Genomic DNA, 22,945 nt, shown 5'->3' with positions numbered 1-22,945 from the left:
GCGGCTTGCGCCGCCCCACCATCCCATCCATGAGCGATCCCATCATTGCGGTTGAGCACGTCACCCGCGCGGTCACCGATTCCACCGGCACGCTGACGATTCTCCATGACATCGACTTCCAGCTGCCGCGCCGGCAGTCCACCGCCATCGTCGGCGCGTCGGGCTCGGGCAAGAGCACGCTGCTGGCGCTGATCGCCGGGCTGGACCACCCCACCAGCGGCACGGTGCGGCTGGACGGCGAGGACATCTTCGCCCTGGACGAGGACGCCCGCGCCGGCCTGCGCGCCCGCAAGCTGGGCTTCGTGTTCCAGAGCTTCCAGCTGCTGGGCCACCTGACGGCGCTGGAGAACGTGATGCTGCCGCTGGAGCTGCTGGGCCGGCGTGACGCCCGTGCCCGTGCCGCCGACATGCTGCAGCGGGTGGGCCTGGGCGCACGGCTGGGCCACCATCCGCGCACGCTGTCGGGCGGCGAGCAGCAGCGGGTGGCGCTGGCCCGCGCCTTCGTGGTGGAGCCGGCGGTGCTGCTGGCCGATGAGCCCACCGGCAGCCTCGACCACGCCACCGGCGAGACGGTGATGGCGCTGATGTTCGAGATGAACCGCGAATCGGGCACCACCCTCGTGCTGGTGACCCACGACCGCAGCATCGCCGCCCGCTGCGACCGGCAGCTGCACATCGAGGCCGGGCGCCTGCTGCCGCAGGCCGGCTGAGCTGCCGCCGGCCGGTGTGCGGCCGCACCGGGTTCAATGCAGCCAGCGCTGGCAGCCCAGGCCCACCAGGTCGGGCAGGCTGGCGCCGTCGGCGCGGCGCGCGCGCAGCCAGTCGGCATCGTTGACGCCACCGGCCAGGTCGGCCCGCAGCCACGCCAGCGCAGCCTCGGCACCCAGCGCATGGGCATGGGGCTGCAGTTGCGTCAGCAAGGCGGGGATGGCCTCGCGCAGACGCAGCGGCTGCTGGCTGCCCGGATCGACACACACCGCGTCCAGGCCGAAGCGGCTGGCCTGGAAGCGGTTGTAGGCGTAGAACAGGTAGTCGTCGGCCTGCGGCTGGAACGGCCGGTCCTCCAGCAGCCAGAGCGACAGGCTTTGCACCAGACCGGCCAGCGCCGCCGCCTTGTCCACCTGCAGCGGCGTGTCCATCACCCGCACCTCCACCGTGCCGTACTCGGGCTTGGGGCGGATGTCCCAGTAGAAGTCCTTCATGCCCTGCACGATGCCGGTGCGCTGCATCCGGGCGACGTGGTCGCAGAACGCATCCCAGTGCAGGATGAACGGTGCATGGCCCGACAGCGGAAAGGCCGAGACCACGTTCGAGCGTGCCGAGTGGAAGGCGCTGTCCTCGCCCTGCACGTAGGGCGACGAGGCGGCCAGGGCGATCAGGTGCGGCACGAAGCGCGACAGCCCGTGCAGCAGTTGCAGCGCCTGGTCCGGCCCGGTGCAGCCCACATGCACATGCTGGCCGAACACGGTGAACTGCTTCGACAGGTAGCCGTACAGCGTGGCCAGCGCCTGGTAGCGCGGCTCGTCGATGATCTGCCGCTGCGTCCACTGCTGGAACGGATGGGTGCCGCCGCCGCTGAGCGCGACGCCCTCGGCCTCGGCGCAGGCGGCCAGCGCATCGCGGATCTGCAGCAGCTGCGCCTGCACCTCGGCATGGCTGCGGCAGACACCGGTGCACAGCTCCAGCATGCTGGCGGTGATCTCGTGGGTCACCCGCCCGGGGATGGTCTGCGCCGCCATGCGCTGCAGCAGCGCCGCCGAACGCGGGATCAGGTCCCGGCCCAGCGGATCGATGATCTGCAGTTCGAGCTCCACGCCCAGGCTGTAGGCGGCGGACGGCTGGAAGGTGTCGATGGACATGGTGGTCTCCTGGTGGTCTTGGGTGGGAGCAGCGTGCCGGCCGTGCCGGTCATTCCTTCTGCAGCGGGCTCAGCGGCACCCGGCCGCTGCGTGGGTCGGACGGCAGCACTTGGATCAGGCGGGCCAGGCCCTGGGCCAGGTGCGCCAGCGTCTGCGGATCCAGCCGGGCCAGGGCGTCGGGCAGCACACCGGCAAACGGCCCGGGCGCACGGGCCAGCAGGCTGCGCCCGGTGGATGTCACCGTCAGCTGCGTGGCGCGGCGGTCGTCCGCCACCCGCTGCGACAGCACCAGGCCCTGCTGCACCAGCACCCGCACCAGGATGCTGGCGGTGGGCTGGCGCACATCCATCGCCTGGGCCAGGTCCTTGATGCCCAGGCCCGGCTGGCGGTCGATCAGGTGCAGGGCCCAGACCTGGGCGCCGGTCAGGCCGGCCAGGCGCTCGGTCTGCTGCTGGTGCGACTTGATGGCGTTGACCACCACCCGGAACTGCCGCAGCACCTGGGCCACCTCGGCGTCCGTCCGGTCGGCTTCACCGCCGCTGGCCGGTGCGCGTGTCATGCCGGCGCCGGTCCGGTGCCGGCACGCAGGCGCCTGGCCGGCTGGTGCGTGCCGTCCATGCGCAGGAGGCGGGCGCCCGGACTGCAGGCCCGGCAGACCAGCACCGGCACGCTGGCGCGGGTGATCAGGCCGGGGATCACGCTGCCGGTCAGCAGGCGCATGACGGCGTTCTGCCCCTGCGAGCCGACCACGATCAGGTCGCAGCGCATCGCATCGGCGGTGCTGGCGATGCAGTCCACCGGATCGAGGCCGTCGGTGATGCGGGTCTGCACCCGCACGCCGGCACGCCGGGCCGCCTCGTCGGCGGCCTGCAGCCGCCGTTCCGCGTCCTGCCGGACCTGCGGCGCCAGGTCGGCATAGCCGACCACGCCCATGACCGGCAGATCACCGACTGCCGCGCCGCCGGCTGGCGGCAGCACGCCCAGCATCACCACAGCGGCATCGTGCGTCTGGGCCAGTGCCAGGCCCTCGTCCAGCGCGTGGCCGCTGGTGGCTTCCTCGTCGATGACGATCAGGATGCGTTCATACATGGTCCGGTGCTCCTTCACTCGGCGGGTGGCCGTGGCGTTGTCCGGATCAAATAATATAGCTAGCTATGTACTTTGGCGAGTGGGGTTGTTCCGTGCGATCGGCAGCCAGCAACGACAAGGGGCACCGAAGTGCCCCTTGCGCAGGTCTGGCTGGGCGGCCCGTGGGGCCGCACCGTGCTCAGGGAGCCGCGAACTTGTAGTCGGTCTTGGCGCCCTTGCGCAGGTCGTCCTGGAATTTCTGCAGCTTGATCTGGGCCAGGCGTTGCTGGATCTGGCCCTTCACGCCTTCGAAGTCGGGGAACTGCGCTTCACGCGTGTCTTCCAGCTTGATGATGTGCCAGCCGAACTGCGACTTGACCGGCGTCTCGGTCATCTCGCCCTTCTTCAGCTTGGTCATGGCCTGGCCGAATTCGGGCACGTAGTTCTCGGGCTTGGCGAAGTCCAGGTCGCCGCCGTTCTCGCCGGAGCCCGGGTCCTTGCTCTTGGCCTTGGCCAGGTCCTCGAACTTGGCGCCGCCCTTGATCTGGGCGATCAGCGCCTTGGCTTCCTCTTCCCCTTCGACCAGGATATGGCGGGCGCGGTACTCGGTGCCGGTGGCCTGGGCCTTGAACCTGTCGTACTCGGCCTTGGCCTCGGCGTCGGTCACCGGGTTCTTGCGCTTGAAGTCCTCGAACAGCTCGCGGATCAGGATGCTCTCGCGCGCCAGTTCCATCTGGGCCTTGTAGTCGGCCTGCTGCGCGATGCCGCGCTTGGCGGCTTCCTGCGCAAAGATCTCGCGCCGCACCACCTCGTCCTTGGCCATGCCCTGCATCTCGGGCGTGATCTGCTGGCCGGCGCGCTGGGCCTGGGTCAGCAGCGTGTCGACGCGGGCCTTGGGCACGGCCTTGCCGTTGACGATGGCGATGTTCTGCGCCTGCGCGGCCAGGGGCGACAGCAAGGCGATGGCCAGGGCGGCGGCCGACAGCGGGGCGGCGAGGGTCAAGCGGGTCATGGGCAGTGGCTTTCAGGGGGACGGGGGTGGCGCACCTGCAGGTGGCCGGTTGGGGCTGCGGGGCCCGTCTGGCGGGTCGCCCGGTGGCGCCGGATCAGCTTGACGACGCAGCCTCGTCGGGGCTGCGCGCCTCGATCGCCAGGGCATGCACGCCCTGGGGGATCACGTCGCGCAGGGCATCATACACAAGGCGGTGCCGTGCCACGCGGGCCAGGCCGGCCATGCGGGCACTGACGATCTTCACCCGGAAGTGCGAGCCTTCCCCGGCGCCGGCATGGCCCGCATGCAGGTGGCTTTCGTTGATGACCTCCAGCCGCTGCAGCGGGGCCAGGGCGGCGCGCAGCACGGTGTCGATCTGGGCCGCTGACACCCCACTCATGACTTCTCCTTGGCGGCGGGTTCTTCCTCCGGCAGGTGCTTGCTGATGTAGAGGCCCTGCGCCAGGGTGAACACCAGCATCAGGCCGATGCCGCCGAACAGCTTGAAGTTGACCCAGGTGTCGGTGGAGAAGCTGTAGGCCACCCACAGGTTGATCACGCCCATGGCGGCGAAGAACGCCACCCAGGCCAGACTCAGCCGGGCCCACACGGGCTCCGGCAGTTGCAGCTGTTCACCCAGCATCAGCTTGAGCAGGTTGCGGCCCAGCAGGAACTGGCTGATGAGGAAGCTGAGCGCCATGGCCCAGTACAGGCCGGTGGGCTTCCACTTGATGAAGGTTTCGCTGTGCAGCCACACGGTGAGACCACCCAGCACGGTGACCAGCGCCAGGCTGATCCACAGCATCATGTCCACCTTCTTGCCGCGGGCCTTGAGCCACAGCACCTGGGCCAGTGTGGCCACCACCACCACCACCGTGGCCAGCAGCACCGGCGCCTCGCCGGGTCCCACCACGCCGCCGGCCACCATGAAGCCGAGGTGCTCGGTGGCGAAGGCCGCGGCCCAGTCCTTGTGGCCCTCGGCGTACTTGAAGGCGCCGAAGAACAGCAGGATGGGGAGGAAGTCGAGCAGCAGTTTCATCGCGGCGCCAGTGTACTGACGGCCTGTTGCCGGCTGGTGTCGCCGGCAGCAACAGGCGCCATTTCAGGGCTTGGGCGTGAAATCGATGGCAGCCGAGTTGATGCAATAGCGCTCGCCGGTGGGCTCGGGGCCGTCGGGGAACACATGGCCGAGGTGGGTGCCGCACTGCGCGCAGCGCACCTCCACCCGCACCATGCCGTGGCTGGTGTCGGTGATGCGCTCGATGCGGCCTTCGCCGATCTCCTGGTACCAGCTGGGCCAGCCGCAGCCGGCGTCGAACTTGTGTTCACTCTCGAACAGCACCTGCCCGCAGCCGATGCAGCGGTAGGCGCCGTCGGCCCAGTGGTCCCAGTACTGGCCGGTGAAGGGCCGCTCGGTGGCCGCCTTGCGGGCCACCTGGAACTGCATCGGGTCGAGCTGGGCGCGCCACTCGGCCTCGCTCTTGCGCACCGGGTAGCGCGGGTCGTCTTGCGGATGGGGCTCGGGTTGGGTCTTGCCGAAGAGGTTCATGACGAGCAGGAGACTTCCAGGTGGTGGGCCCAGTCGGGCGGCAGCGCGGCATAGGCCGCGGGGGCATCGGGGTGTTCGTCGTAGGGCGCCTGCACAACTTTCAGCAGGCGCCGGGTTTCGGTGAAGTCGCCGTTGCGGGCGGCCTGGATCGCCGATTCAGCCAGGTGGTTGCGCAGCACGAACTTCGGATTCACCCGGTCCATGCGCGCCTGGCGGTCGGCGTCAATGCTGGCCTCGGCCTGCAGGCGGGCGTGGTAGCGCTGGGCCCAGGCGTCGAAGCCGGCGCGGTCGATGAACTGGTCGCGCACGGCGGCGTTGGGCGCATCGGCAGCGGTGCTGAAGCGGCCCAGCGCGCGCCAGGTGATGGTGTGGTCGGCGCGGTCCTGGGCCATCAGGCGCAGCAGGTCGTCGGCCAGGTCGGCGTCGCCATCCTGCGCGGTCGTCAGGCCCAGCTTGGCGCGGAAGCGTTCCAGCATCGCATCGGCAAACGCTGGCTTGTAAGGCTCCATCGCGTCCTTCATCGTGGCGATGGCGGCGTCCTGCGGGCCCGGCATCAGCGGCAGCAGGCCGTGGGCCAGGGCATGCAGGTTCCAGAACGCCACGCTGGGCTGGCGGGCGAAGGCATACCGGCCTTGCTGGTCCGTGTGGTTGCAGATGTGCATCGGGTCGAAGGCATCGAGGAAGCCGAACGGCCCGTAGTCGATGGTCAGGCCCAGGATGGACATGTTGTCGGTGTTCATCACGCCATGGCAGAAGCCCACCGCCTGCCAGTCGGCCAGCAGCCGGGCGGTGCGCAGGCTCACCTGGGTCAGCAGGGCCAGCACCGGCTGGGGCGCGTCGCGGCAGTCAGGGTAGAAGCGGTCGATCACCGCATCGACCAGGGTGCGCAGCGCGGCCACATCGCGCGCGGTGTGGGCGAAGTGCTCGACATGGCCGAAGCGGATGAAGCTGGGCGCCACGCGGGCCACCACCGCGGCTGTCTCGATCCCTTCGCGCCGCACGGGCGCCGGGCTGCCGATGACCGACAAGGCGCGGGTGGTGGGAATGCCCAGCGCGTGCATGGCTTCGGAGCAGAGGAACTCGCGGATCGACGAGCGCAGCACCGCGCGGCCGTCGCCCATGCGGCTGTAGGGCGTGAGGCCGGCGCCCTTGAGCTGCAGTTCCTGCACGCCGGCGAGGGTGTCCAGCTCGCCCAGCTGCAGTGCGCGGCCGTCGCCCAGCTGGCCGGCCCACTGGCCGAACTGGTGGCCGCTGTAGACGCTGGCGAAGGGTTCGCCCTGCGGCGGCAGGGCGTTGCCGGCCAGCAGGGGCAGGGCGTCATCGCTGGCCAGCCAGTCGACCAGGCCCAGCTCGGCCGCCAGAACGTCGCTGCGGGCCACCCAGTGCACCGCCGGCAGCGGCGTGGGCGCGAGCAGGGTGCCGAAGGCCGGGCCCAGCGTGCGCAGCAGCGGGGCGGGGTGCCAGCGCGGGCTGGCGGCGGCCGGGCGGGTCAGCGGGTCGGGGGCGTTCATGCGCTCGATTGTCGGGTGCCGGCGGCAGGGCCCCTGCGCGCAAGGGGAATCACCCCAGGCCAGCCGAGGCGGCAGCCGCCACAATGCCGCGTTTTCGATCCCCCACCCGCCACACGAGGACCCTGCCCATGCTCGGCCAGATGCAAGACCACCCGCTGCTGATCTCCACGCTGATCGACCACGCCGCCAAGAACCACCCCGAGGCCGAGATCGTCTCGCGCCGGGTCGAGGGTGATCTGCACCGCAGCAACTACGGCCAGGTGGCCAGGCGCAGCAAGCAGGTGGCCGGCGCGCTGGACCGCCTCGGCCTGGCCCAGGGCGACCGGGTGGCCACGCTGGCCTGGAACGGCTACCGCCACCTGGAGCTGTATTTCGGCATCACCGGCAGCGGCCGGGTGGTGCACACCATCAACCCGCGCCTGCTGCCCGACCAGATCGCCTGGATTGCCAACCATGCCGAAGACCAGGTGCTGTGCTTCGACATGACCTTCCTGCCCATCGTCAAGGGCATCTGGAAGCACTGCACCACGGTGCGCCAGTGGGTGGCGCTGTGTGACGCCGACAAGCTGCCGGCCGACACCGGCATCCCCAACCTGGTGGCCTACGAGGCCTGGATCGGCGCCGAATCGGCCGACTACACCTGGCCCAGCTTCGACGAGCGCAGCGCCGCGGCGCTGTGCTACACCAGCGGCACCACCGGCAACCCCAAGGGCGCGCTCTACAGCCACCGCAGCACCCTGCTGCATGCCTATGCCGGCGCGCTGCCCGATGCGCTGAACCTGTCGGCCCGCGACAGCATCCTGCCGGTGGTGCCGATGTTCCACGTCAATGCCTGGGGCCTGCCGTATGGCGCGGCGATGACCGGCGCGAAGATGGTGTTCCCGGGGGCGGCGCTGGACGGCAAGTCGGTCTACGACCTGATCGAGGCCGAGGGCGTGACCATGGCCGCCGGCGTGCCCACGGTGTGGCTGGGCCTGCTCAACCACACCGCCCAGCATGGCCTGAAGTTCCGCACCATGCGGCGCACGGTGATCGGCGGCTCGGCCTGCCCGCCGGCCATGATCCAGAGCTTCCGCGACGAGTACGACGTGACGGTGCTGCATGCCTGGGGCATGACCGAGATGAGCCCGCTGGGCACGGTGTGCACGCTGAAGCCCGCGCAGACCCAGTTGCCGGCCGCGCAGCAGCTGGCGGTGATGGCCAAGCAGGGCCGGGCGATCTATGGCGTGGACATGAAGATCGTCGACGCCGACGGCAACGAGCTGCCCTGGGACGGCCAGCAGAGCGGCGACCTGCTGGTGCGCGGCCCGTGGATCATCAGCAGCTACTTCAAGGGCGAGGGCGGCAACCCGCTGGTGGCCGGCGGCTGGTTCCCCACCGGCGACGTGGCCAGCATCGATGCCGACGGTTTCCTGCAGATCACCGACCGCAGCAAGGACGTGATCAAGTCCGGCGGCGAGTGGATCAGCTCGATCGACGTGGAGAACATCGCCATGGCCCACCCGGCGGTGGCCATGGCCGCCTGCATCGCCGTGCCGCACCCCAAGTGGGACGAGCGGCCGCTGCTGGTGGTGATGAAGAAGCCGAACGCCACGGCCACGCCGGCCGAGATCCTGGCGCACTTCGACGGCAAGATCGCCAAGTGGCAGATCCCCGACGACGTGGTCTTCGTCGACGGCATCCCGCTGGGCGCCACCGGCAAGATGCAGAAGAACAAGCTGCGCGAGCAGTTCAAGGGCCACGCGCTGCCGACGGCCTGACGGTCAAGGGTAAACCCTTGCCATTCGGCGACGCGGCTTTGTCTCTGCTGAGACAGGCCCGTCGCTGATGCCATTTCTAGAATCGAACGATCGTGCTTTTTTGATCTCCCGACTGCAGTCTGCCCACCGAAAGGTCCGCCATGAGCGCCAGCTATGAAGTCCGTGACGGCATTGCCGTGATCACGATGAACAACCCGCCGGTCAACGGCCTGGGTTTCGCCAACCGCGTGGGCATTGCCGACGGCCTGGGCAAGGCCGCTGCCGACCCCGCGGTGCAGGCCGTGGTGCTGACCGGCGCCGGCCGGGCCTTCTCGGCCGGTGCCGACATCACCGAACTGGACGGCCCCAAGGCCCTGGCCGAGCCGAACCTGCTCACGCTGATCAAGATGGTCGAGACCAGCAGCAAGCCGGTGGTGGCGGCCATCCACAGCATCTGCATGGGCGGCGGGCTGGAGCTGGCGCTGGCCTGCCAGTACCGCGTGGCGTCGCCCGGCGCGCAGATCGGCCTGCCCGAGGTCAAGATCGGCGTGATCCCCGGCGCCGGCGGCACGCAGCGCCTGCCGCGGGTGCTGGGCGTGGAAACCGCGATGAACATGATCGTCACCGGCGAGCCGGTGAAGAGCGAACTGCTGGCCAGCCTGCCGGGCCAGAAGCTGATCGACAAGATGATCGACGGCGATCTGATGGCCGGCGCCACCGCCTTCGCCCGCGGAGTCGCCGCGGTGCGGCCGCTGCCCAGCGTGCGTGACCTGAAGGTCAAGCACCCGAACCCCGATGCCTACGTGCAGTTCGTGCGCAACATGGTCAAGGGCATGAGCAAGAACTTCCCGGCGCCGCTGGCGTGCGTGGAGGCGGTGGCCGCGTCGTTGAAGGCGAAGACGCTGGACGACGGCATCGCCGAGGAGCTGCGCATCTTCAAGGGCATCCTGCTGTCGCCCGAAGCCCGGGCGCTGCGCCATGCCTTCTTCGGCGAGCGTGCCGCCAGCAAGATCCCCGACGTGCCCGAGAGCACGCCGCAGCGCGAGATCAAGGCCGTGGGCGTGATCGGTGCCGGCACCATGGGCGGCGGCATCACGATGAACTTCCTGAATGCGGGCATCCCGGTGACGATGCTGGAGATGAAGCAGGACGCGCTGGACCGCGGCGTCGCCACCATCCGCAAGAACTACGAAGCGCAGGTCAAGAAGGGCAAGCTCAAGCAGGACAAGTACGAGCAGCGCATGGCGCTGCTGACCACCACGCTGAGCTACGACGACCTGAAGGCCGCCGACCTGATCATCGAGGCGGTGTTCGAGGAGATCGGCGTCAAGGAGACGGTGTTCAAGACGCTGGATGCGATCGCCAAGCCCGGCGCCATCCTGGCCAGCAACACCAGCACGCTGGACGTCAACAAGATCGCCCACTTCACCAAGCGCCCGCAGGACGTGGTGGGCATGCACTTCTTCAGCCCGGCCAACGTGATGAAGCTGCTGGAAGTGGTGCGGGGCGCCGACACCGCCAAGGACGTGCTGGCCACGGTGATGACGGTGGCCAAGAAGATCAAGAAGACGGCCGTGGTCTCGGGCGTGTGCGACGGCTTCATCGGCAACCGCATGATCGAGCAGTACAGCCGCCAGGCCGGCTTCCTGCTGGACGAGGGCTGCACGCCCAGCCAGGTGGACAAGGCGATCGAGAAGTTCGGCTTCGCGATGGGCCCGTTCCGCATGGGCGACCTGGCCGGCAACGACATCGGCTGGGCCATCCGCAAGCGCCGCGCGGTGGAGTACGCCAACCTCAAGTACAGCAAGACGGCCGATCTGCTGTGCGAGCTGGGCCGCTTCGGCCAGAAGACGCAGGCCGGCTGGTACGACTACCAGGCCGGCAAGCGCGACGCCATCCCCAGCGCGGTGGTGGAGCAGATGGTGGTCGACCACCGCAAGGAACTGGGCATCACCCCGCGCAAGATCAGCGACGAGGAGATCGTGCAGCGCCTGGTCTACGCCCTGGTCAACGAGGCCGCCCACATCCTGGAAGAGGGCATCGCCAACAAGGCCAGCGACATCGACATGATCTACCTGACCGGCTACGGCTTCCCGCTGTTCCGGGGCGGGCCGCTGTGCTATGCCGACACCGTGGGCCTGTACAACGTGGTGCTGACGATGAACCGCTTCGCCCAGAACCCGCTGGACGACGCCGCCTTCTGGAAGCCTGCGCCGCTGCTGGCGAAGCTGGCGGCCGAAGGCAAGTCGTTCACCTGACCGATTCCGCCACCAGGAGACACCCATGAACGCACGCGCCACCTTCAGCAGCATGGAACTGAGCACCGCCGATGACTGGAAAGCCATCGGCGCCGAGTTTCCTGCCACCGCCCGCACGCTGCCCGACCGCGTGCTGGCCCACCTGAAGCTGCTGGACGGCGACATGGGCGGCTTCCCGGTCGACCGCTACCAGCATTCACTGCAGACGGCCACGCGGGCGCTGAAGGACGGCCAAGACGAGGAGTACGTGGTCTGCGCGCTGCTGCACGACATCGGCGACACGCTGGGCTGCTACAACCACTTCGACATCGCCGCGGCCATCCTCAAGCCCTTCGTCAGCGACGCCAACCTGTGGATGGTGCAGCACCATGGCATCTTCCAGGGCTACTACTTCTTCCACCACATCGGGCTGGACCGCAACATGCGCGACCAGTTCGCCGGCCACCCGCACTTCGAGCGCACCGCCGAGTTCTGCGCGCTCTACGACAACCCGGCCTTCGACCCCAAGGGCGAGACGCTGCCGATCAGCACATTCGAGCCGATGGTGCGCCGCGTGTTCAGCACGGTGAAGACCAGCGTCTACAAGAACTCCAGCACCGTGGCCGGCGCCGCGGCCTGACCCTCCACACCCCGGATTTCCAGGAGCACTCCATGACCGATGCCGTCATCGTTTCCACCGCCCGCACCCCGCTCTGCAAGAGCTGGAAAGGCGCCTTCAACATGACCCACGGCGCCACGCTGGGTGGCCATGCCATCGCCCACGCGGTGCAGCGCGCCGGCATCGACGGCGCCGAGGTCGACGACGTGCTGATGGGCTGCGCCAACCCCGAAGGCGCCACCGGCATGAACATCGCCCGCCAGGCGCTGCTGCGCGCCGGCCTGCCGATCACGGTGAGCGGCGCCACCGTCAACCGCTTCTGCTCCAGCGGCCTGCAGACCATCGCCATGGCCTCGCAGCGCATCATCGCCGGCGAGGGCGACGTGTACGTGGCCGGCGGCGTGGAGAGCATCTCCTGCGTGCAGCAGGAGATGAACACCCACATGATGACCGACCCGGCGCTGCTGAAGATGAAGCCGGAGATCTACTGGAACATGCTGCAGACCGCCGAGATGGTGGCCAAGCGCTACAACATGCCCAAGGAGCGCATGGACCGCTACGGCGCCGAGAGCCAGCAGAAGGCCTGCGCCGCGCGCGATGCCGGCCTGTTCGATGCCGAGATCGCGCCGATCACCGTCACCGCCGGCGTGGCCGACGCGGTGATGGGCCTGCGCAGCAAGGAAGTCACCGTCAGCCAGGATGAGGGTCTGCGCCCCGGCACGACCTATGAAGGCATCGTCGGCGTGCGCTCGGCCGTGCCCGGCGGCGTGGTGACGGCCGGCAACGCCAGCCAGTTCAGCGATGGCGCCGGTGCCTGCGTGATCGTCAGCGACACCTACGCCCAGCAGAAGAACCTCAAGCCCCTGGGCCGCTTCCTGGGTTTTGCGGTGGCCGGCTGCGAGCCCGATGAAATGGGCATCGGCCCGGTGTTCGCCGTGCCCAAGGTGCTGAAGCGCCTGGGCCTGAAGGTGGAAGACATCGACCTGTGGGAGCTGAACGAGGCCTTCGCGGTACAGGTGCTCTACAGCGCCGACCGCATCGGCATCCCGATGGACCGGCTCAACGTCAACGGCGGCGCCATCGCCGTGGGCCACCCCTACGGCATGAGCGGCCAGCGCCTGACCGGCCATGCGCTGATCGAAGGCAAGCGCCGCGGCGCCAAGAAGGTGTGCGTGACGATGTGCATCGGCGGCGGCATGGGCGCGGCCGGCATCTTCGAAGTGCTCTGATCCACGCCGCTGCCATGCTGCGCACCCCCGACAGCCGCTTTGCCGATCTGCCGGGGTGGCCCTACCCGCCGCGATACGCGCACCCGCTGGGGGTCGACGGCCCGCGTGTGGCCTATGTGGACGCTGGCCCGCCCTGGGCGGCCGTCACCGCGCTGTGCCTGCATGGCAACCCGGCCTGGGGCTACCTGTACCGGCACATGCTGCCGGTGTTCACCGCCGCCGGCCTGCGGGTGGTGGTGCCTGATCTGATCGGCTTCGGTCGGTCGGACAAGCCGGAAGATGAAGCCTGGCACCAGTTCGACACCCACCGCCGCAGCCTGCTGACCTTCATCGACCAGCTGGACCTGCGCAACGTGCTGCTGGTCTGCCAGGACTGGGGCGGCATCTTCGGCCTCACCCTGCCGATGGCCGCGCCGCAGCGCTTCACCCGCCTGCTGGTGATGAACACCACGCTGGCCACTGGCGAGACCAGCCCCGGCTTCAAGGCCTGGCGCGACTACAGCAACAGCCAGCCCGATCTGGCCGTGGGCAAGCTGCTGAAGCGCGGCAAGCGTGATCTGCCGGACGCCGAGGCCGCGGGTTATGACGTGCCGTTCCCGGATGCCACCTACAAGGCGGCGCTGCGGGCCTTTCCCAATCTGGTGCCCGAAGGCGTCGATGCACCCGGCGCTGCGATCAGCCGCGCAGCCCAGGTGTTCTGGCAGCGCGACTGGCAGGGCCAGAGCTTCATGGCCGTCGGCGCCCAGGATCCGGTGTTGGGCCTGCCGACGATGGAAACCCTGCGCGCCCAGATCCGCGGCTGCCCGCCGCCGATGGTGGTGGGAGAAGGTGGCCATTTCGTGCAGGAATGGGGTGCCCCGATCGCTACCGCCGCGCTGGCCCACTTCGGCCTGTCGGCCGCCTGACCCGTGCGCGGCAGTTGCCGCGGCACGCGACTTCACTTCCACCCATTGCCATGCGCCACACCGTCGATTTCCTGCTCACCGATTGGCTGCACATCAGCGCGCTGACCGACCGCCCGCGCTTCGCCGACCATTCGGCCGAGACCTTCAGCCAAGTGCTGGATGCCTGCGAGAAGATCGCCCGCGACAAGTTCGCGCCGTTCAATCGGCTGGTCGACACCGAGGAGCCCCGCTTCGACGGCGAGAAGGTCATCCTGCCCCAGGCTACGCAGGACGCCTGGGATGCCTATGCCGCCTCAGGCCTGCTCAGCGCCGCGCAGGATTACGACATCGGCGGCATGCAGCTGCCCTACACGGTGGAACTGGCGGCCAACGCCTTCTTCAGCAAGGCTTCGGTCAGCATCAACGCCAGCATGCTGAGCGTGGGCAACGCCAACCTGCTGATGGTGCACGGCACGCCGCTGCAGCAGCAGGTGTTTGCGCTCAACGAGTTCTCGGGCCGCTGGTCCGGCACCATGTGCCTGAGCGAGCCGCAGGCCGGCAGCAGCCTCAGCGATGTGGCCACCCGCGCCGTGCCCGATGGCGACGGCTTCGACGCCGACCCGCTGGGCCCGCGCTACCGCCTCAAGGGCAACAAGATGTGGATCTCGGCCGGCGAGCATGAGCTGACCGAGAACATCATCCACCTGGTGCTGGCCAAGATCCCCGGGCCCGATGGCAAGACCATCCCGGGCACCAAGGGCATCTCGCTGTTCATCGTGCCCAAGAAGCTGGTCGACACCGAGGCGAAGCTGACCGGCGAACGCAACGACGTGGCCCTGGCCGGCCTGAACCACAAGTGCGGCTGGCGCGGCACCACCAACACGCTGCTGAACTTCGGTGAAGGCAAGTTCAAGCCGGGCGGCCAGGCGGGCGCCATCGGCTACCTGGTCGGCCAACCGGGCGAGGGCCTGCGCTGCATGTTCCACATGATGAACGAGGCCCGCATCGGCGTGGGCATGGCTGCCACCATGCTGGGCATGGCCGGCTACGAGGCCAGCCTGGACTACGCCCGCCAGCGGCCGCAGGGCCGGCCTGCCGGCCCGGGCGGCAAGGACGCCGCCGCGCCCCAGGTGCCGATCATCCAGCACGCCGATGTGAAACGCATGCTGCTGGCGCAGAAGGCGTACTCGGAAGGCGCGCTGGCGCTGGAGCTGTATTGCGCCCGTCTGGTCGACGAGCAGCACACCGGCGCTGCAGCGGCCGCGAAGGAGGCTGCGCTGCTGCTGGAGGTGCTGACGCCGATCGCCAAGAGCTGGCCCAGCGAATGGTGCCTGGAGGCCAACAGCCTGGCCATCCAGGTGCATGGCGGCTACGGCTACACCCGTGATTTCCCGGTCGAGCAGTACTGGCGCGACAACCGGCTGAACATGATCCACGAGGGCACCCACGGCATCCAGGCCATGGACCTGCTGGGCCGCAAGGTGGTGATGGACGGCGGGGCCGGCCTCAAGCTGCTGGCCACCACGATCAACACCACCATCGACCGCGCCGGCCAGGTGGCGGGCCTGGCCGAGCATGGCGCCACGCTGGCCGCGGCGCTGCAGAAGCTGGGCGCCGCCACCAAGGCCGCCTGGTCCACCGGTGATCCGCAGGACGCGCTGGCCAATGCCACGCCCTACCTGCAGGCCTTCGGCCATGTGGTGCTGGCCTGGGTGTGGCTGGATGTGGCGCTGGCGGCGCAGGCGGCGTTGGCGGAGGGTCGGCAGCCGGCCGATTTCGTGCAGGGCAAACTGCAGTGCTGCCGCTACTTGCATGCCTACGAGCTGCCCAAGATCGATGCCTGGCTGGCGGTGGTCGCCGCGCGCCACCCGGTGTGCCGCGACATGCAGGACGCCTGGTTCTGAGCATGCGCGGTTTGGGCGCATGCTCGGGGCATGAAACCCTCCACTGTCGAAGCCCTGGTCTGGGTGCTGGTCTACGGCGGCCTGATGCTGCTGTGCCTGGGCCTGTTCGTGCAACGTGCAGACGGCCCGCTGGGCTGGCTGCTGGTCATCACCGGGGTGGCGCTGGCCGCAGCCGGGCTTGTGCTGATCTATCTGCGCTCGCGCATGGGGCCCTGAGCCCTGCGTCGAGCGCCATCCACTGCTGACAAGAAAGGAACACCACCATGGGCACCCCCATCCAACAACTGCTGGACCTGAGCGGCCAGGTGGCCCTGGTCACCGGCGGCTCCCGCGGGCTGGGCCTGCAGATGGCCGAGGCGCTGGGCGAGGCCGGCGCCAAGGTGATGCTCACCGCTCGCAAGCAGCATGAGCTGGAAGAGGGCTGCGCCCACCTGGCCGAGCGCGGCATCGACGCCCGCTGGATCGCGGCCGATGCGTCCAAGCCCGAGGAGGCCCGCCGCGTGGTGGCCGAGACGCTGGAGCGCCTGGGCCCCATCGACATCCTGGTCAACAACGCCGGCGCCGCCTGGGCCGCCCCGGCCGAAGACCATCCGCTGGACGGCTGGGACAAGCTGATGAACCTGAACGTGCGCAGCCTGCTGGTGTTTGCGCAGGCGGTGGCCAAGGGCGGCATGATTTCGCGCCGCAGCGGCCGCATCATCAACATCGCCAGCATCGCCGGCCTGGGCGGCAACCCACCGGGCATGGAGATGGTGGCCTACAACACCAGCAAGGGCGCGGTGGTCAACATGACCCGCGCGCTGGCGGCCGAATGGGGCGAGCACAACATCACCGTGAATGCCATCGCGCCCGGCTTCTTCCCCAGCAAGATGACCCACAGCACCATCGCCCGCCTGGGCGAGGCCGAGATGGCCGGCAAGGCGCCGCTGCAGCGCCTGGGTGACGACGACGACCTGAAGGGCGCTGTGCTGCTGTTCGCCAGCGCGGCCGGCAAGCACATCACCGGCCAGATCCTGGCGGTGGACGGCGGCGTCAGCTGCTACGTGCCGCAATGAGCGTGGGCAACGGCCAACCCAGCCGCCGGCAGCGCCACCTGGCCTCGCCGCTGAAGTTTCCGGTGGTGGTGCCTTTTGTCGAGAGCCTCGGCATCGAGCTGCACGGCTACAGCGAAGGCCATGTCGAGCTGCGCGTCGACCTGGACGAGGCCCACCTCAATGCCTGGGAAGTGGCCCATGGCGGCGTGCTGATGACCATGATGGACGTGGGCATGGCCATGGCCGCCCGCAGCGCCACCGGCCATGGCGGCGGCGTGGCCACCATCGAGATGAAGACCAGCTTCATGCGCCCGGCCCAACACCAGCTGCGGGCGGTGGCCAGGCTGCTGCACAAGACCGCCACCCTCGCGTTCTGCGAGGCATCCGTGTTCGACGACGAAGGCAAGCTGTGCGCCACGGCCACCGGCACCTTCAAGTACCTGCGCGGCCTGGTCAAGCGACCGGCCGCCTCCACTGACCAACCCACCAAGGACACCGCACCATGATGAACCAGCAGATCCACCTCGTCTCCCGCCCCACCGGCGAGCCCAGCACCGCCAACTTCCAGCTGGTGGAGGCGCCCGTGCCTGACCTGGCCGACGGCCAGGTGCTGGTGAAGAACCACTACCTGAGCCTGGACCCGTACATGCGCGGCCGCATGAACGATGGCAAGAGCTACGCCCAGCCGCAGCTGCTGAACACCACCATGGGTGGCGGCACCGTCGGCGAGGTGGTGGCCTCGAAGAACGCCGGCTACGCCGTGGGCGACAAGGTCGTCGGCATGGGCGGCTGGCAGCTCTACAGCGTGGTCGACGCCAGCCAGCCGGGCGTGTTGCGCAAGGTCGACACCACCCATGTGCCGCTGAGTGCCTACCTGGGCGCGGTGGGCATGCCCGGCGTCACCGCCTGGGTGGGCCTGGTCACCATCATCGACCCCAAGCCGGGCGAGACGGTGGTGGTCTCCGCCGCCAGCGGCGCGGTGGGCAGCATGGTCGGTCAGCTGGCCAAGGCCCGCGGCGCCCGCGCGGTGGGCATCGCCGGCGGTGCCGAGAAGTGCGACTACGTGGTCAAGGAGCTGGGCTTCGACGCCTGCATCGACCACCGCGCCCACAGCGATTTCAAGTCGATGTCGCAGGCGCTGAAGGAAGCCTGCCCCAACGGCATCGACGGCAACTTCGAGAACGTGGGCGGCATGATCCTGGACGCCGTGCTGATGCGCGCCAACGCCTTCAGCCGCGTGGCCATGTGCGGCATGATCAGCGGCTACAACGGCGAGCCGATCCCGCTGGCCGCCCCGCAGCTGATCCTGGTGAACCGCATGAAGGTGCAGGGCTTCATCGTCAGCGAGCACATGCAGCACTGGCCCGCCGCGCTGGCCGAGCTGGGCCAGGGCATCGCCACCGGCAAGTACAAGCACCGCGAGACCATCGCCAACGGCCTGGCCGCCGCGCCCGAGGCCTTCCTCGGCCTGCTGAAGGGCAAGAACTTCGGCAAGCAGCTGGTCAAGCTGGCCTGAGCATGGCGCCGTCGCTCGTGTGGGCCTGGCGGCGCTTTGCCGATCTGACCGCCGACGACGTCTACGACCTGCTGGCCCTGCGGGCGGCGGTGTTCGTCGTCGAGCAGGCCTGTGCCTACCTCGACCCCGACGGCCTGGACCGCCACAGCTGGCACCTGCTGGGGCGCGACGACAGCGGCGCGCTGCGGGCCTGCCTGCGGGTGGTCGACCCGGGCCTGAAGTACGACGAGCCGTCGATGGGCCGGGTGGTGCTGGATGCGGCCCTGCGCGGCGGCGGCCTGGCCGACCAGCTGGTGGCCGAGGGCCTGTACCGGGCCGCTGCCGCTTGGCCCGGCCAGGGCAACCGCATCAGCGCCCAGGCCCACCTGCAGCGCTTCTATGGCCGCCACGGCTTCCAGCCGGTGGGCGAGGTCTACGGCGAAGACGACATCCCGCACATCCAGATGTGGCGCCCGGCGCCCTGACGTGTTCACCAAGGAACCCCGATGCCCGACTTGATCCTGCACCACTACCCGATGTCGCCCTTCGCCGAGAAGGTGCGCCTGATCCTCGGCCACAAGGGCCTGGCCTGGCGCTCGGTGCACATCCCGCCGGTGATGCCCAAGCCCGATGTCACCGCGCTGACCGGCGGCTACCGGAAGACGCCGGTGCTGCAGATCGGCGCCGACATCTACTGCGACACCGCGCTGATCGCCCGCGTGCTCGATGGCCTGCAGCCCGCGCCCACGCTGTACGCGGCCACCGCGCCGCTGGCCGTGCCGCTGGCACAGTGGGCCGATGCCACGCTGTTCCAGGCCGCCGTGGTGTGGGCCATGCAGCCGGGTGGCATCCAGGCCATCCTGGGCGACCCCAGCCCCGAGACGCTGAAGGCCTTTGCCGCCGACCGCGCCGCGATGCGCGGCATCGCGCCGCGCATCACCCTGGCCGACGGCGCGGTGCAGATCCGCGCGCACCTGGCGGCGCTGGATGCACAGCTGGCGGCCGGCGGCCCCTGGCTGTTCGGCGCCGCGCCGACCATCGCCGATTTCTCGGTGGGCCACTGCCTGTGGTTCATCCGTCTGGCCAAGCCGGTGGCGCACCTGCTGGCCGAGTTCCTGGCCGTCAGCGCCTGGCTGGAGCGGCTGCTGGCCATCGGCCATGGCGCCCACAGCCCGATGGCGTCGGGTGACGCCGTGGCCACTGCTGCTGCAGCCGGCAGCCATGCGCCAGTGGCGGTGCAGCCGGGCCTGGGCTTCGAGGCCGGCCAGGCGGTGACGGTGTTCGCCACCGACTACGGCGCTGACCCGGTGGCCGGCACCCTGGTGGGCCTGACGCCGACCTCGGTCACGCTGCGCCGCAGCGATGACCGTGCCGGCACGGTGCAGGTGCATTTCCCGCGCTTCGGCTTCCAGATCAAGAAGGACGCCGCCGCCTGAGCGGCGCGGCTGCTCAGGCCGGCGGCAGCGGTGCCGCCGGCGCTGCGGCGCGGCCGGCCCAGGGGGTGCTGCGCAGCGCCTCGGGCGGGTAGCCACGGTCCACGTCCAGCCCGGTCACCTGCCAGGCCAGCGGTGGCGGGTTGCCCAGCAGGCCGCCGCCACCGGCGGTGGCCAGGCGCAGCGGCCACACCACGCCGTGCAGCCGGCGGTGGCCGGCCAGATCGACCGCGACGACGGCGGCCCGGTCCAGGCCCGACAGCGACACCTGCAGCCGCCGCAACCAGAGCTGGTCGCGGTCGATGAACAGCGACAGCCGGTCGGCCACCATGCCGCCCAGGCCTGGGGCCAGCGGCAGGTGCAGGTGGTCGCAGCGCCGACCTTCCAGCGTCACCGGCTCGGCCCAGTTCACCACGCCGTCGAAGTCGGCCAGCGCCAGCGGGCCCAGCAGCAGCAGCCGGTGCAGTGCGGCCGTCAGCGGCGTGCCGCCGGGGTCGCCGGGTGTGACTTGAAGCGCTGTCTCGGCGCTGGCGGGCAGCAGGCGCATCTGCGCCGGCCCGCCGCGCTGCAGGCCCTGGGCTGCAGGCCAGGGCAGGTGGTCGAAGCCCAGGTTCACATCGCGCAGCTGCCGCCAGCCGGGCAGGCCATGGGCGTCCGCGGCCTCGCGCAGCCGCGCGCGGGCGCTGGACGACCCCGGCCCGGCCGGCACCTCGGGCCAGGTGGATGCGCAGCCGGCCAGCGCCAGCAGCGGCGACAGCGGCAGCACCAGGGCGCGGCCCAGCAGGCGGCGGCGCAGCAGGGTGGGTGGGGGCGGGGCAGGGCGCATGGTGGTGGGGTGGCGTGGGGCCTGCTCCCATTCTGTGGCCAGTGCCGGGCTGGCGGCTTGACGCCACCCCGGGTGAGCGCCCGGCCGCGCCACACCCCTGTGGCACACTCGCCCGCTTTGTCGAGAGAGGGCCCGCCCGGGCCGGTGATTTGGACAAGATTCTTCTGCAGATTGCGGCCGAGCTCCAGGTCGCGCCGCGCCAGGTCAAGACCGCGGTGGACCTGCTCGATGGTGGCGCCACCGTGCCCTTCATTGCCCGCTACCGCAAAGAGGCCACCGAGGGCCTGGACGACATCCAGCTGCGGGAGCTGGAGGCCCGCCTGGGCTACCTGCGCGAACTGGAAGACCGCCGCGCCGCGGTGCTCCAGAGCATCGACGAGCAGGGCAAGCTGACGCCCGAGCTGCGCGCCGCCATCGACGCCGCGCCCACCAAGCAGGAGCTGGAGGACCTCTACGCGCCCTACAAGCAGAAGCGCCGCACCAAGGGCCTGATCGCCCGCGAGGCTGGCCTGGAACCGCTGGCAGACAAGCTGTTGGCCGACCCCACGCTGGACCCGCACACTGCGGCCGCTGGCTTCCTCAACCCAGACGCCGGCTTCGCCGACAGCTTTGCGGTGCTGGACGGCGTGCGCGACTTGCTCAGCGAGCGCTGGGCCGACGACGCCGCCCTGGTGGGCCCGCTGCGTGAATGGCTGTGGGCCGAGGGCCTGCTGCGCAGCAAGCTGGCCGACGGCAAGGACCCGAACCATGCCGACCACGCCAAGTTCCGCGACTACTTCGACTACGACGAGCCGATCCGCACCGTGCCCAGCCACCGGGCGCTGGCGGTGTTCCGCGGCCGCACGCTGGAGATCCTGGACGCCAAGCTGGTGATCGACGAAGAGCAGGTGCCCGGGCAGCCCGGCCTGGCCGAAGGCCGCATCGCCCTGCACCTGGGCTGGCGCCACGCCAAGCGGCCGTGTGACGACCTGATCCGCAAGACCGTGGCCTGGACCTGGAAGGTCAAGCTGAGCCTCAGCCTGGAGCGCGACCTGTTCACCCGCCTGCGCGAGGCCGCCGAGGCCACCGCGATCAAGGTGTTTGCCGAGAACCTGCGTGACCTGTTGCTGGCCGCACCGGCCGGCAAGCGGGTGGTGATGGGGCTGGACCCGGGCATCCGCACCGGCGTGAAAGTGGCCGTGGTCAGCGACACCGGCAAGGTGCTGGCCACCCACACCGTCTACCCGCACGAGCCGCGCAACGACTGGGACGGCAGCCTGCATGCCCTGGGCCAGCTGGTCGCCAAGCACGGCGTCAACCTGATCGCCATCGGCAACGGCACGGCCAGCCGCGAGACCGACAAGCTGGCCGGTGACCTGATCAAGCGCGTGCAGTCGGCGGCACCCGACTTCAAGATCGACAAGGTGGTGGTCAGCGAAGCCGGCGCCTCGGTCTATTCGGCCAGCGAGTTCGCCAGCAAGGAGCTGCCCGAGCTGGACGTGAGCCTGCGCGGCGCCGTGTCCATCGCCCGCCGCCTGCAGGACCCGCTGGCCGAGCTGGTGAAGATCGACCCCAAGAGCATCGGCGTGGGCCAGTACCAGCACGATGTGAATCAGGGCGAGCTGGCGCGCATGCTGGACACCGTGGTCGAGGACTGCGTCAACAAGGTGGGCGTGGACCTGAACACCGCCTCGGCTCCGCTGCTGGCGCAGGTGGCGGGGCTGAGCCCGGCGGTGGCCGCGTCCATCGTGCGCTGGCGCGATGCGCACGGTGCCTTCCGCCACCGCCAGCAGCTGCTGGACGTGGCCGGCCTGGGGCCCAAGACCTTCGAGCAGGCCGCAGGATTCCTGCGCATCCGCGACGGCGACAACCCGCTCGACCAGACCGGCGTGCACCCCGAGACCTACCCGGTGGTGCAGCGTCTGCTGGAGAAATTGCAGCGCCCGATCACCGAGGTCATGGGCAAGGCCGATGTCCTCCGCACCCTGAAGCCCGAAGCCTTTGCCGACGAGAAGTTCGGCGCCATCACGGTGAGGGACATCTTCGCCGAGCTGGAGAAGCCCGGCCGCGACCCGCGCCCCGACTTCAAGGTGGCGAAGCTGGCCGACGGCATCGAGCGCATCCAGGACCTGAAGGAAGGCATGACGCTGGAGGGCACGGTCAGCAACGTGGCCCAGTTCGGCGCCTTCGTCGACCTGGGCGTGCACCAGGACGGCCTGGTGCATGTCAGCCAGCTGGCCCACAAGTTCGTCAACGATGCGCGCGAGGTGGTCAAGACCGGCGACATCGTCAAGGTGAAGGTGCTGGAGGTCGACCTGGCCCGCGGCCGCATCTCGCTGACGATGAAGCTGGACGCAACCGCCGGCAAGGGCGCGGCGCGGGGCGACAACGGTTTCCGCCCGGCGGGGCGCGATGAACGTGCCGGCCGCGGCAGCACCCGGCCGGCGCAACAGCAGCCCGCCGCTGCAGGCGCCATGGCCGCGGCCTTTGCCAAGCTGCAGGGCCGCGGTTGAGGCCGTGAGCCACGCCGGCCGGCCCCGCCCGCTGCAGCCCGGGGCCTGGCCGCCCCGGTGGGCCGGGCTGCTGTGC

At 69.9% G+C, this 22,945-nt stretch carries 23 protein-coding genes; 14 read left to right on the top strand and 9 right to left on the bottom strand.

The genetic code is table 11. The features are described 5' to 3' along the window. Nucleotides 1-29: 29 nt before the first annotated feature. On the top strand, nucleotides 30-710 hold the full coding sequence (locus FFT10_RS04725) for an ABC transporter ATP-binding protein (protein WP_137731632.1): 681 nt from the start codon (nucleotides 30-32) through the stop codon (nucleotides 708-710). A gap of 33 nt (nucleotides 711-743) precedes the next feature. Here the strand turns inward: FFT10_RS04725 and FFT10_RS04720 are convergent, their stop codons facing one another. The 8 genes from FFT10_RS04720 to FFT10_RS04685 form a co-directional block, all read right to left on the bottom strand. Beyond that, a complete protein-coding gene (locus tag FFT10_RS04720) occupies nucleotides 744-1,859 on the bottom strand; it encodes a YbdK family carboxylate-amine ligase (RefSeq protein WP_137731631.1) in 1,116 nt (371 codons plus the stop codon). Between the two features lie 49 nt (nucleotides 1,860-1,908). Further along, a complete protein-coding gene (locus tag FFT10_RS04715) occupies nucleotides 1,909-2,418 on the bottom strand; it encodes a MarR family winged helix-turn-helix transcriptional regulator (protein WP_137731630.1) in 510 nt (169 codons plus the stop codon). Beyond that, on the bottom strand, nucleotides 2,415-2,948 hold the full coding sequence (locus FFT10_RS04710; RefSeq protein WP_137731629.1) for a universal stress protein: 534 nt from the start codon (nucleotides 2,946-2,948) through the stop codon (nucleotides 2,415-2,417). The genes FFT10_RS04715 and FFT10_RS04710 overlap by 4 nt, the downstream gene beginning before the upstream one ends. A 178-nt stretch (nucleotides 2,949-3,126) precedes the next feature. Next, nucleotides 3,127-3,939: a peptidylprolyl isomerase gene (locus tag FFT10_RS04705; RefSeq protein ID WP_137731628.1), complete on the bottom strand. Its 813-nt coding sequence runs from the start codon at nucleotides 3,937-3,939 to the stop codon at nucleotides 3,127-3,129. A gap of 94 nt (nucleotides 3,940-4,033) precedes the next feature. Continuing rightward, nucleotides 4,034-4,318: a BolA family protein gene (locus FFT10_RS04700; RefSeq protein WP_137731627.1), complete on the bottom strand. Its 285-nt coding sequence runs from the start codon at nucleotides 4,316-4,318 to the stop codon at nucleotides 4,034-4,036. Beyond that, nucleotides 4,315-4,956: a septation protein A gene (locus tag FFT10_RS04695; RefSeq protein WP_137731626.1), complete on the bottom strand. Its 642-nt coding sequence runs from the start codon at nucleotides 4,954-4,956 to the stop codon at nucleotides 4,315-4,317. Before FFT10_RS04695 ends, FFT10_RS04700 begins: the two co-directional genes overlap by 4 nt. Before the next feature lie 63 nt (nucleotides 4,957-5,019). Then, entirely contained in the window at nucleotides 5,020-5,466 is a 447-nt protein-coding gene (gene msrB, locus FFT10_RS04690) for a peptide-methionine (R)-S-oxide reductase MsrB (RefSeq protein ID WP_137731625.1), read from the bottom strand. Then, nucleotides 5,463-6,977: a protein adenylyltransferase SelO gene (locus FFT10_RS04685; protein WP_137731624.1), complete on the bottom strand. Its 1,515-nt coding sequence runs from the start codon at nucleotides 6,975-6,977 to the stop codon at nucleotides 5,463-5,465. The genes msrB and FFT10_RS04685 overlap by 4 nt, the downstream gene beginning before the upstream one ends. 128 nt (nucleotides 6,978-7,105) lie before the next feature. Here FFT10_RS04685 and FFT10_RS04680 point away from each other — a divergent pair, with 128 nt between their 5' ends. The 12 genes from FFT10_RS04680 to FFT10_RS04625 all read left to right on the top strand — a co-directional run bounded on the left by FFT10_RS04680 (nucleotide 7,106) and on the right by FFT10_RS04625 (nucleotide 19,554). Then, complete coding sequence (locus FFT10_RS04680) at nucleotides 7,106-8,737, top strand: 3-(methylthio)propionyl-CoA ligase (protein WP_137731623.1); 1,632 nt, start codon at nucleotides 7,106-7,108, stop codon at nucleotides 8,735-8,737. A gap of 140 nt (nucleotides 8,738-8,877) precedes the next feature. Further along, nucleotides 8,878-10,974 carry a 3-hydroxyacyl-CoA dehydrogenase NAD-binding domain-containing protein gene (locus FFT10_RS04675; protein WP_137731622.1) on the top strand — a complete coding sequence of 699 codons (2,097 nt, stop codon included), beginning with the start codon at nucleotides 8,878-8,880 and terminating at the stop codon, nucleotides 10,972-10,974. A gap of 25 nt (nucleotides 10,975-10,999) precedes the next feature. Further along, entirely contained in the window at nucleotides 11,000-11,593 is a 594-nt protein-coding gene (locus tag FFT10_RS04670) for an HD domain-containing protein (RefSeq protein ID WP_137731621.1), read from the top strand. 32 nt (nucleotides 11,594-11,625) lie between these two features. Further along, complete coding sequence (locus FFT10_RS04665; protein WP_137731620.1) at nucleotides 11,626-12,801, top strand: acetyl-CoA C-acyltransferase; 1,176 nt, start codon at nucleotides 11,626-11,628, stop codon at nucleotides 12,799-12,801. 14 nt (nucleotides 12,802-12,815) lie between these two features. After that, the gene (locus tag FFT10_RS04660) at nucleotides 12,816-13,706 is read left to right on the top strand and encodes a haloalkane dehalogenase (protein WP_137731619.1); all 891 of its coding nucleotides are present in this window, start codon (nucleotides 12,816-12,818) and stop codon (nucleotides 13,704-13,706) included. A gap of 50 nt (nucleotides 13,707-13,756) precedes the next feature. After that, nucleotides 13,757-15,589 carry an acyl-CoA dehydrogenase gene (locus FFT10_RS04655; RefSeq protein ID WP_228026954.1) on the top strand — a complete coding sequence of 611 codons (1,833 nt, stop codon included), beginning with the start codon at nucleotides 13,757-13,759 and terminating at the stop codon, nucleotides 15,587-15,589. A 30-nt stretch (nucleotides 15,590-15,619) separates the two neighbouring features. Next, nucleotides 15,620-15,805 (top strand): hypothetical protein, encoded by a 186-nt coding sequence (locus tag FFT10_RS04650; RefSeq protein ID WP_137731618.1) that lies wholly within the window; start codon nucleotides 15,620-15,622, stop codon nucleotides 15,803-15,805. Nucleotides 15,806-15,852: 47 nt separating this feature from the next. After that, nucleotides 15,853-16,644: an SDR family oxidoreductase gene (locus FFT10_RS04645; RefSeq protein WP_137731617.1), complete on the top strand. Its 792-nt coding sequence runs from the start codon at nucleotides 15,853-15,855 to the stop codon at nucleotides 16,642-16,644. Next, the gene (locus FFT10_RS04640) at nucleotides 16,641-17,129 is read left to right on the top strand and encodes a PaaI family thioesterase (RefSeq protein WP_137731616.1); all 489 of its coding nucleotides are present in this window, start codon (nucleotides 16,641-16,643) and stop codon (nucleotides 17,127-17,129) included. The genes FFT10_RS04645 and FFT10_RS04640 overlap by 4 nt, the downstream gene beginning before the upstream one ends. Further along, a complete protein-coding gene (locus FFT10_RS04635; protein WP_137731615.1) occupies nucleotides 17,126-18,139 on the top strand; it encodes an NADP-dependent oxidoreductase in 1,014 nt (337 codons plus the stop codon). The genes FFT10_RS04640 and FFT10_RS04635 overlap by 4 nt, the downstream gene beginning before the upstream one ends. A gap of 2 nt (nucleotides 18,140-18,141) precedes the next feature. Next, entirely contained in the window at nucleotides 18,142-18,603 is a 462-nt protein-coding gene (locus FFT10_RS04630) for a GNAT family N-acetyltransferase (RefSeq protein ID WP_137731614.1), read from the top strand. A 21-nt stretch (nucleotides 18,604-18,624) separates the two neighbouring features. Then, nucleotides 18,625-19,554: a glutathione S-transferase family protein gene (locus tag FFT10_RS04625; RefSeq protein ID WP_137731613.1), complete on the top strand. Its 930-nt coding sequence runs from the start codon at nucleotides 18,625-18,627 to the stop codon at nucleotides 19,552-19,554. A gap of 13 nt (nucleotides 19,555-19,567) precedes the next feature. On the opposite strand, the gene FFT10_RS04620 is transcribed toward FFT10_RS04625, so the two are convergent. Beyond that, nucleotides 19,568-20,377: a hypothetical protein gene (locus tag FFT10_RS04620; protein WP_137731612.1), complete on the bottom strand. Its 810-nt coding sequence runs from the start codon at nucleotides 20,375-20,377 to the stop codon at nucleotides 19,568-19,570. 149 nt (nucleotides 20,378-20,526) lie between these two features. On the opposite strand from FFT10_RS04620, the gene FFT10_RS04615 reads away from it, so the two are divergent. Continuing rightward, complete coding sequence (locus tag FFT10_RS04615) at nucleotides 20,527-22,869, top strand: Tex family protein (RefSeq protein ID WP_137731611.1); 2,343 nt, start codon at nucleotides 20,527-20,529, stop codon at nucleotides 22,867-22,869. Nucleotides 22,870-22,945 lie beyond the last annotated feature (76 nt).

It is taken from the genome of Pseudaquabacterium pictum (assembly GCF_005403045.1).
GTDB classification, from domain to species: domain Bacteria; phylum Pseudomonadota; class Gammaproteobacteria; order Burkholderiales; family Burkholderiaceae_C; genus Pseudaquabacterium; species Pseudaquabacterium pictum.
The sequence above is the reverse complement of the archived record's forward strand: the minus strand, read 5'-3'. Positions and strand labels throughout refer to the sequence as shown.

Coding starts and splice junctions, on each gene's coding strand:
- FFT10_RS04725 (WP_137731632.1), top strand. CDS start 30: ATGAGCGATCCCATCATTGCGGTTGAGCACGTCACCCGCGCGGTCACC.
- FFT10_RS04720 (WP_137731631.1), bottom strand. CDS start 1,859: ATGTCCATCGACACCTTCCAGCCGTCCGCCGCCTACAGCCTGGGCGTG.
- FFT10_RS04715 (WP_137731630.1), bottom strand. CDS start 2,418: ATGACACGCGCACCGGCCAGCGGCGGTGAAGCCGACCGGACGGACGCC.
- FFT10_RS04710 (WP_137731629.1), bottom strand. CDS start 2,948: ATGTATGAACGCATCCTGATCGTCATCGACGAGGAAGCCACCAGCGGC.
- FFT10_RS04705 (WP_137731628.1), bottom strand. CDS start 3,939: ATGACCCGCTTGACCCTCGCCGCCCCGCTGTCGGCCGCCGCCCTGGCC.
- FFT10_RS04700 (WP_137731627.1), bottom strand. CDS start 4,318: ATGAGTGGGGTGTCAGCGGCCCAGATCGACACCGTGCTGCGCGCCGCC.
- FFT10_RS04695 (WP_137731626.1), bottom strand. CDS start 4,956: ATGAAACTGCTGCTCGACTTCCTCCCCATCCTGCTGTTCTTCGGCGCC.
- msrB (WP_137731625.1), bottom strand. CDS start 5,466: ATGAACCTCTTCGGCAAGACCCAACCCGAGCCCCATCCGCAAGACGAC.
- FFT10_RS04685 (WP_137731624.1), bottom strand. CDS start 6,977: ATGAACGCCCCCGACCCGCTGACCCGCCCGGCCGCCGCCAGCCCGCGC.
- FFT10_RS04680 (WP_137731623.1), top strand. CDS start 7,106: ATGCTCGGCCAGATGCAAGACCACCCGCTGCTGATCTCCACGCTGATC.
- FFT10_RS04675 (WP_137731622.1), top strand. CDS start 8,878: ATGAGCGCCAGCTATGAAGTCCGTGACGGCATTGCCGTGATCACGATG.
- FFT10_RS04670 (WP_137731621.1), top strand. CDS start 11,000: ATGAACGCACGCGCCACCTTCAGCAGCATGGAACTGAGCACCGCCGAT.
- FFT10_RS04665 (WP_137731620.1), top strand. CDS start 11,626: ATGACCGATGCCGTCATCGTTTCCACCGCCCGCACCCCGCTCTGCAAG.
- FFT10_RS04660 (WP_137731619.1), top strand. CDS start 12,816: ATGCTGCGCACCCCCGACAGCCGCTTTGCCGATCTGCCGGGGTGGCCC.
- FFT10_RS04655 (WP_228026954.1), top strand. CDS start 13,757: ATGCGCCACACCGTCGATTTCCTGCTCACCGATTGGCTGCACATCAGC.
- FFT10_RS04650 (WP_137731618.1), top strand. CDS start 15,620: ATGAAACCCTCCACTGTCGAAGCCCTGGTCTGGGTGCTGGTCTACGGC.
- FFT10_RS04645 (WP_137731617.1), top strand. CDS start 15,853: ATGGGCACCCCCATCCAACAACTGCTGGACCTGAGCGGCCAGGTGGCC.
- FFT10_RS04640 (WP_137731616.1), top strand. CDS start 16,641: ATGAGCGTGGGCAACGGCCAACCCAGCCGCCGGCAGCGCCACCTGGCC.
- FFT10_RS04635 (WP_137731615.1), top strand. CDS start 17,126: ATGATGAACCAGCAGATCCACCTCGTCTCCCGCCCCACCGGCGAGCCC.
- FFT10_RS04630 (WP_137731614.1), top strand. CDS start 18,142: ATGGCGCCGTCGCTCGTGTGGGCCTGGCGGCGCTTTGCCGATCTGACC.
- FFT10_RS04625 (WP_137731613.1), top strand. CDS start 18,625: ATGCCCGACTTGATCCTGCACCACTACCCGATGTCGCCCTTCGCCGAG.
- FFT10_RS04620 (WP_137731612.1), bottom strand. CDS start 20,377: ATGCGCCCTGCCCCGCCCCCACCCACCCTGCTGCGCCGCCGCCTGCTG.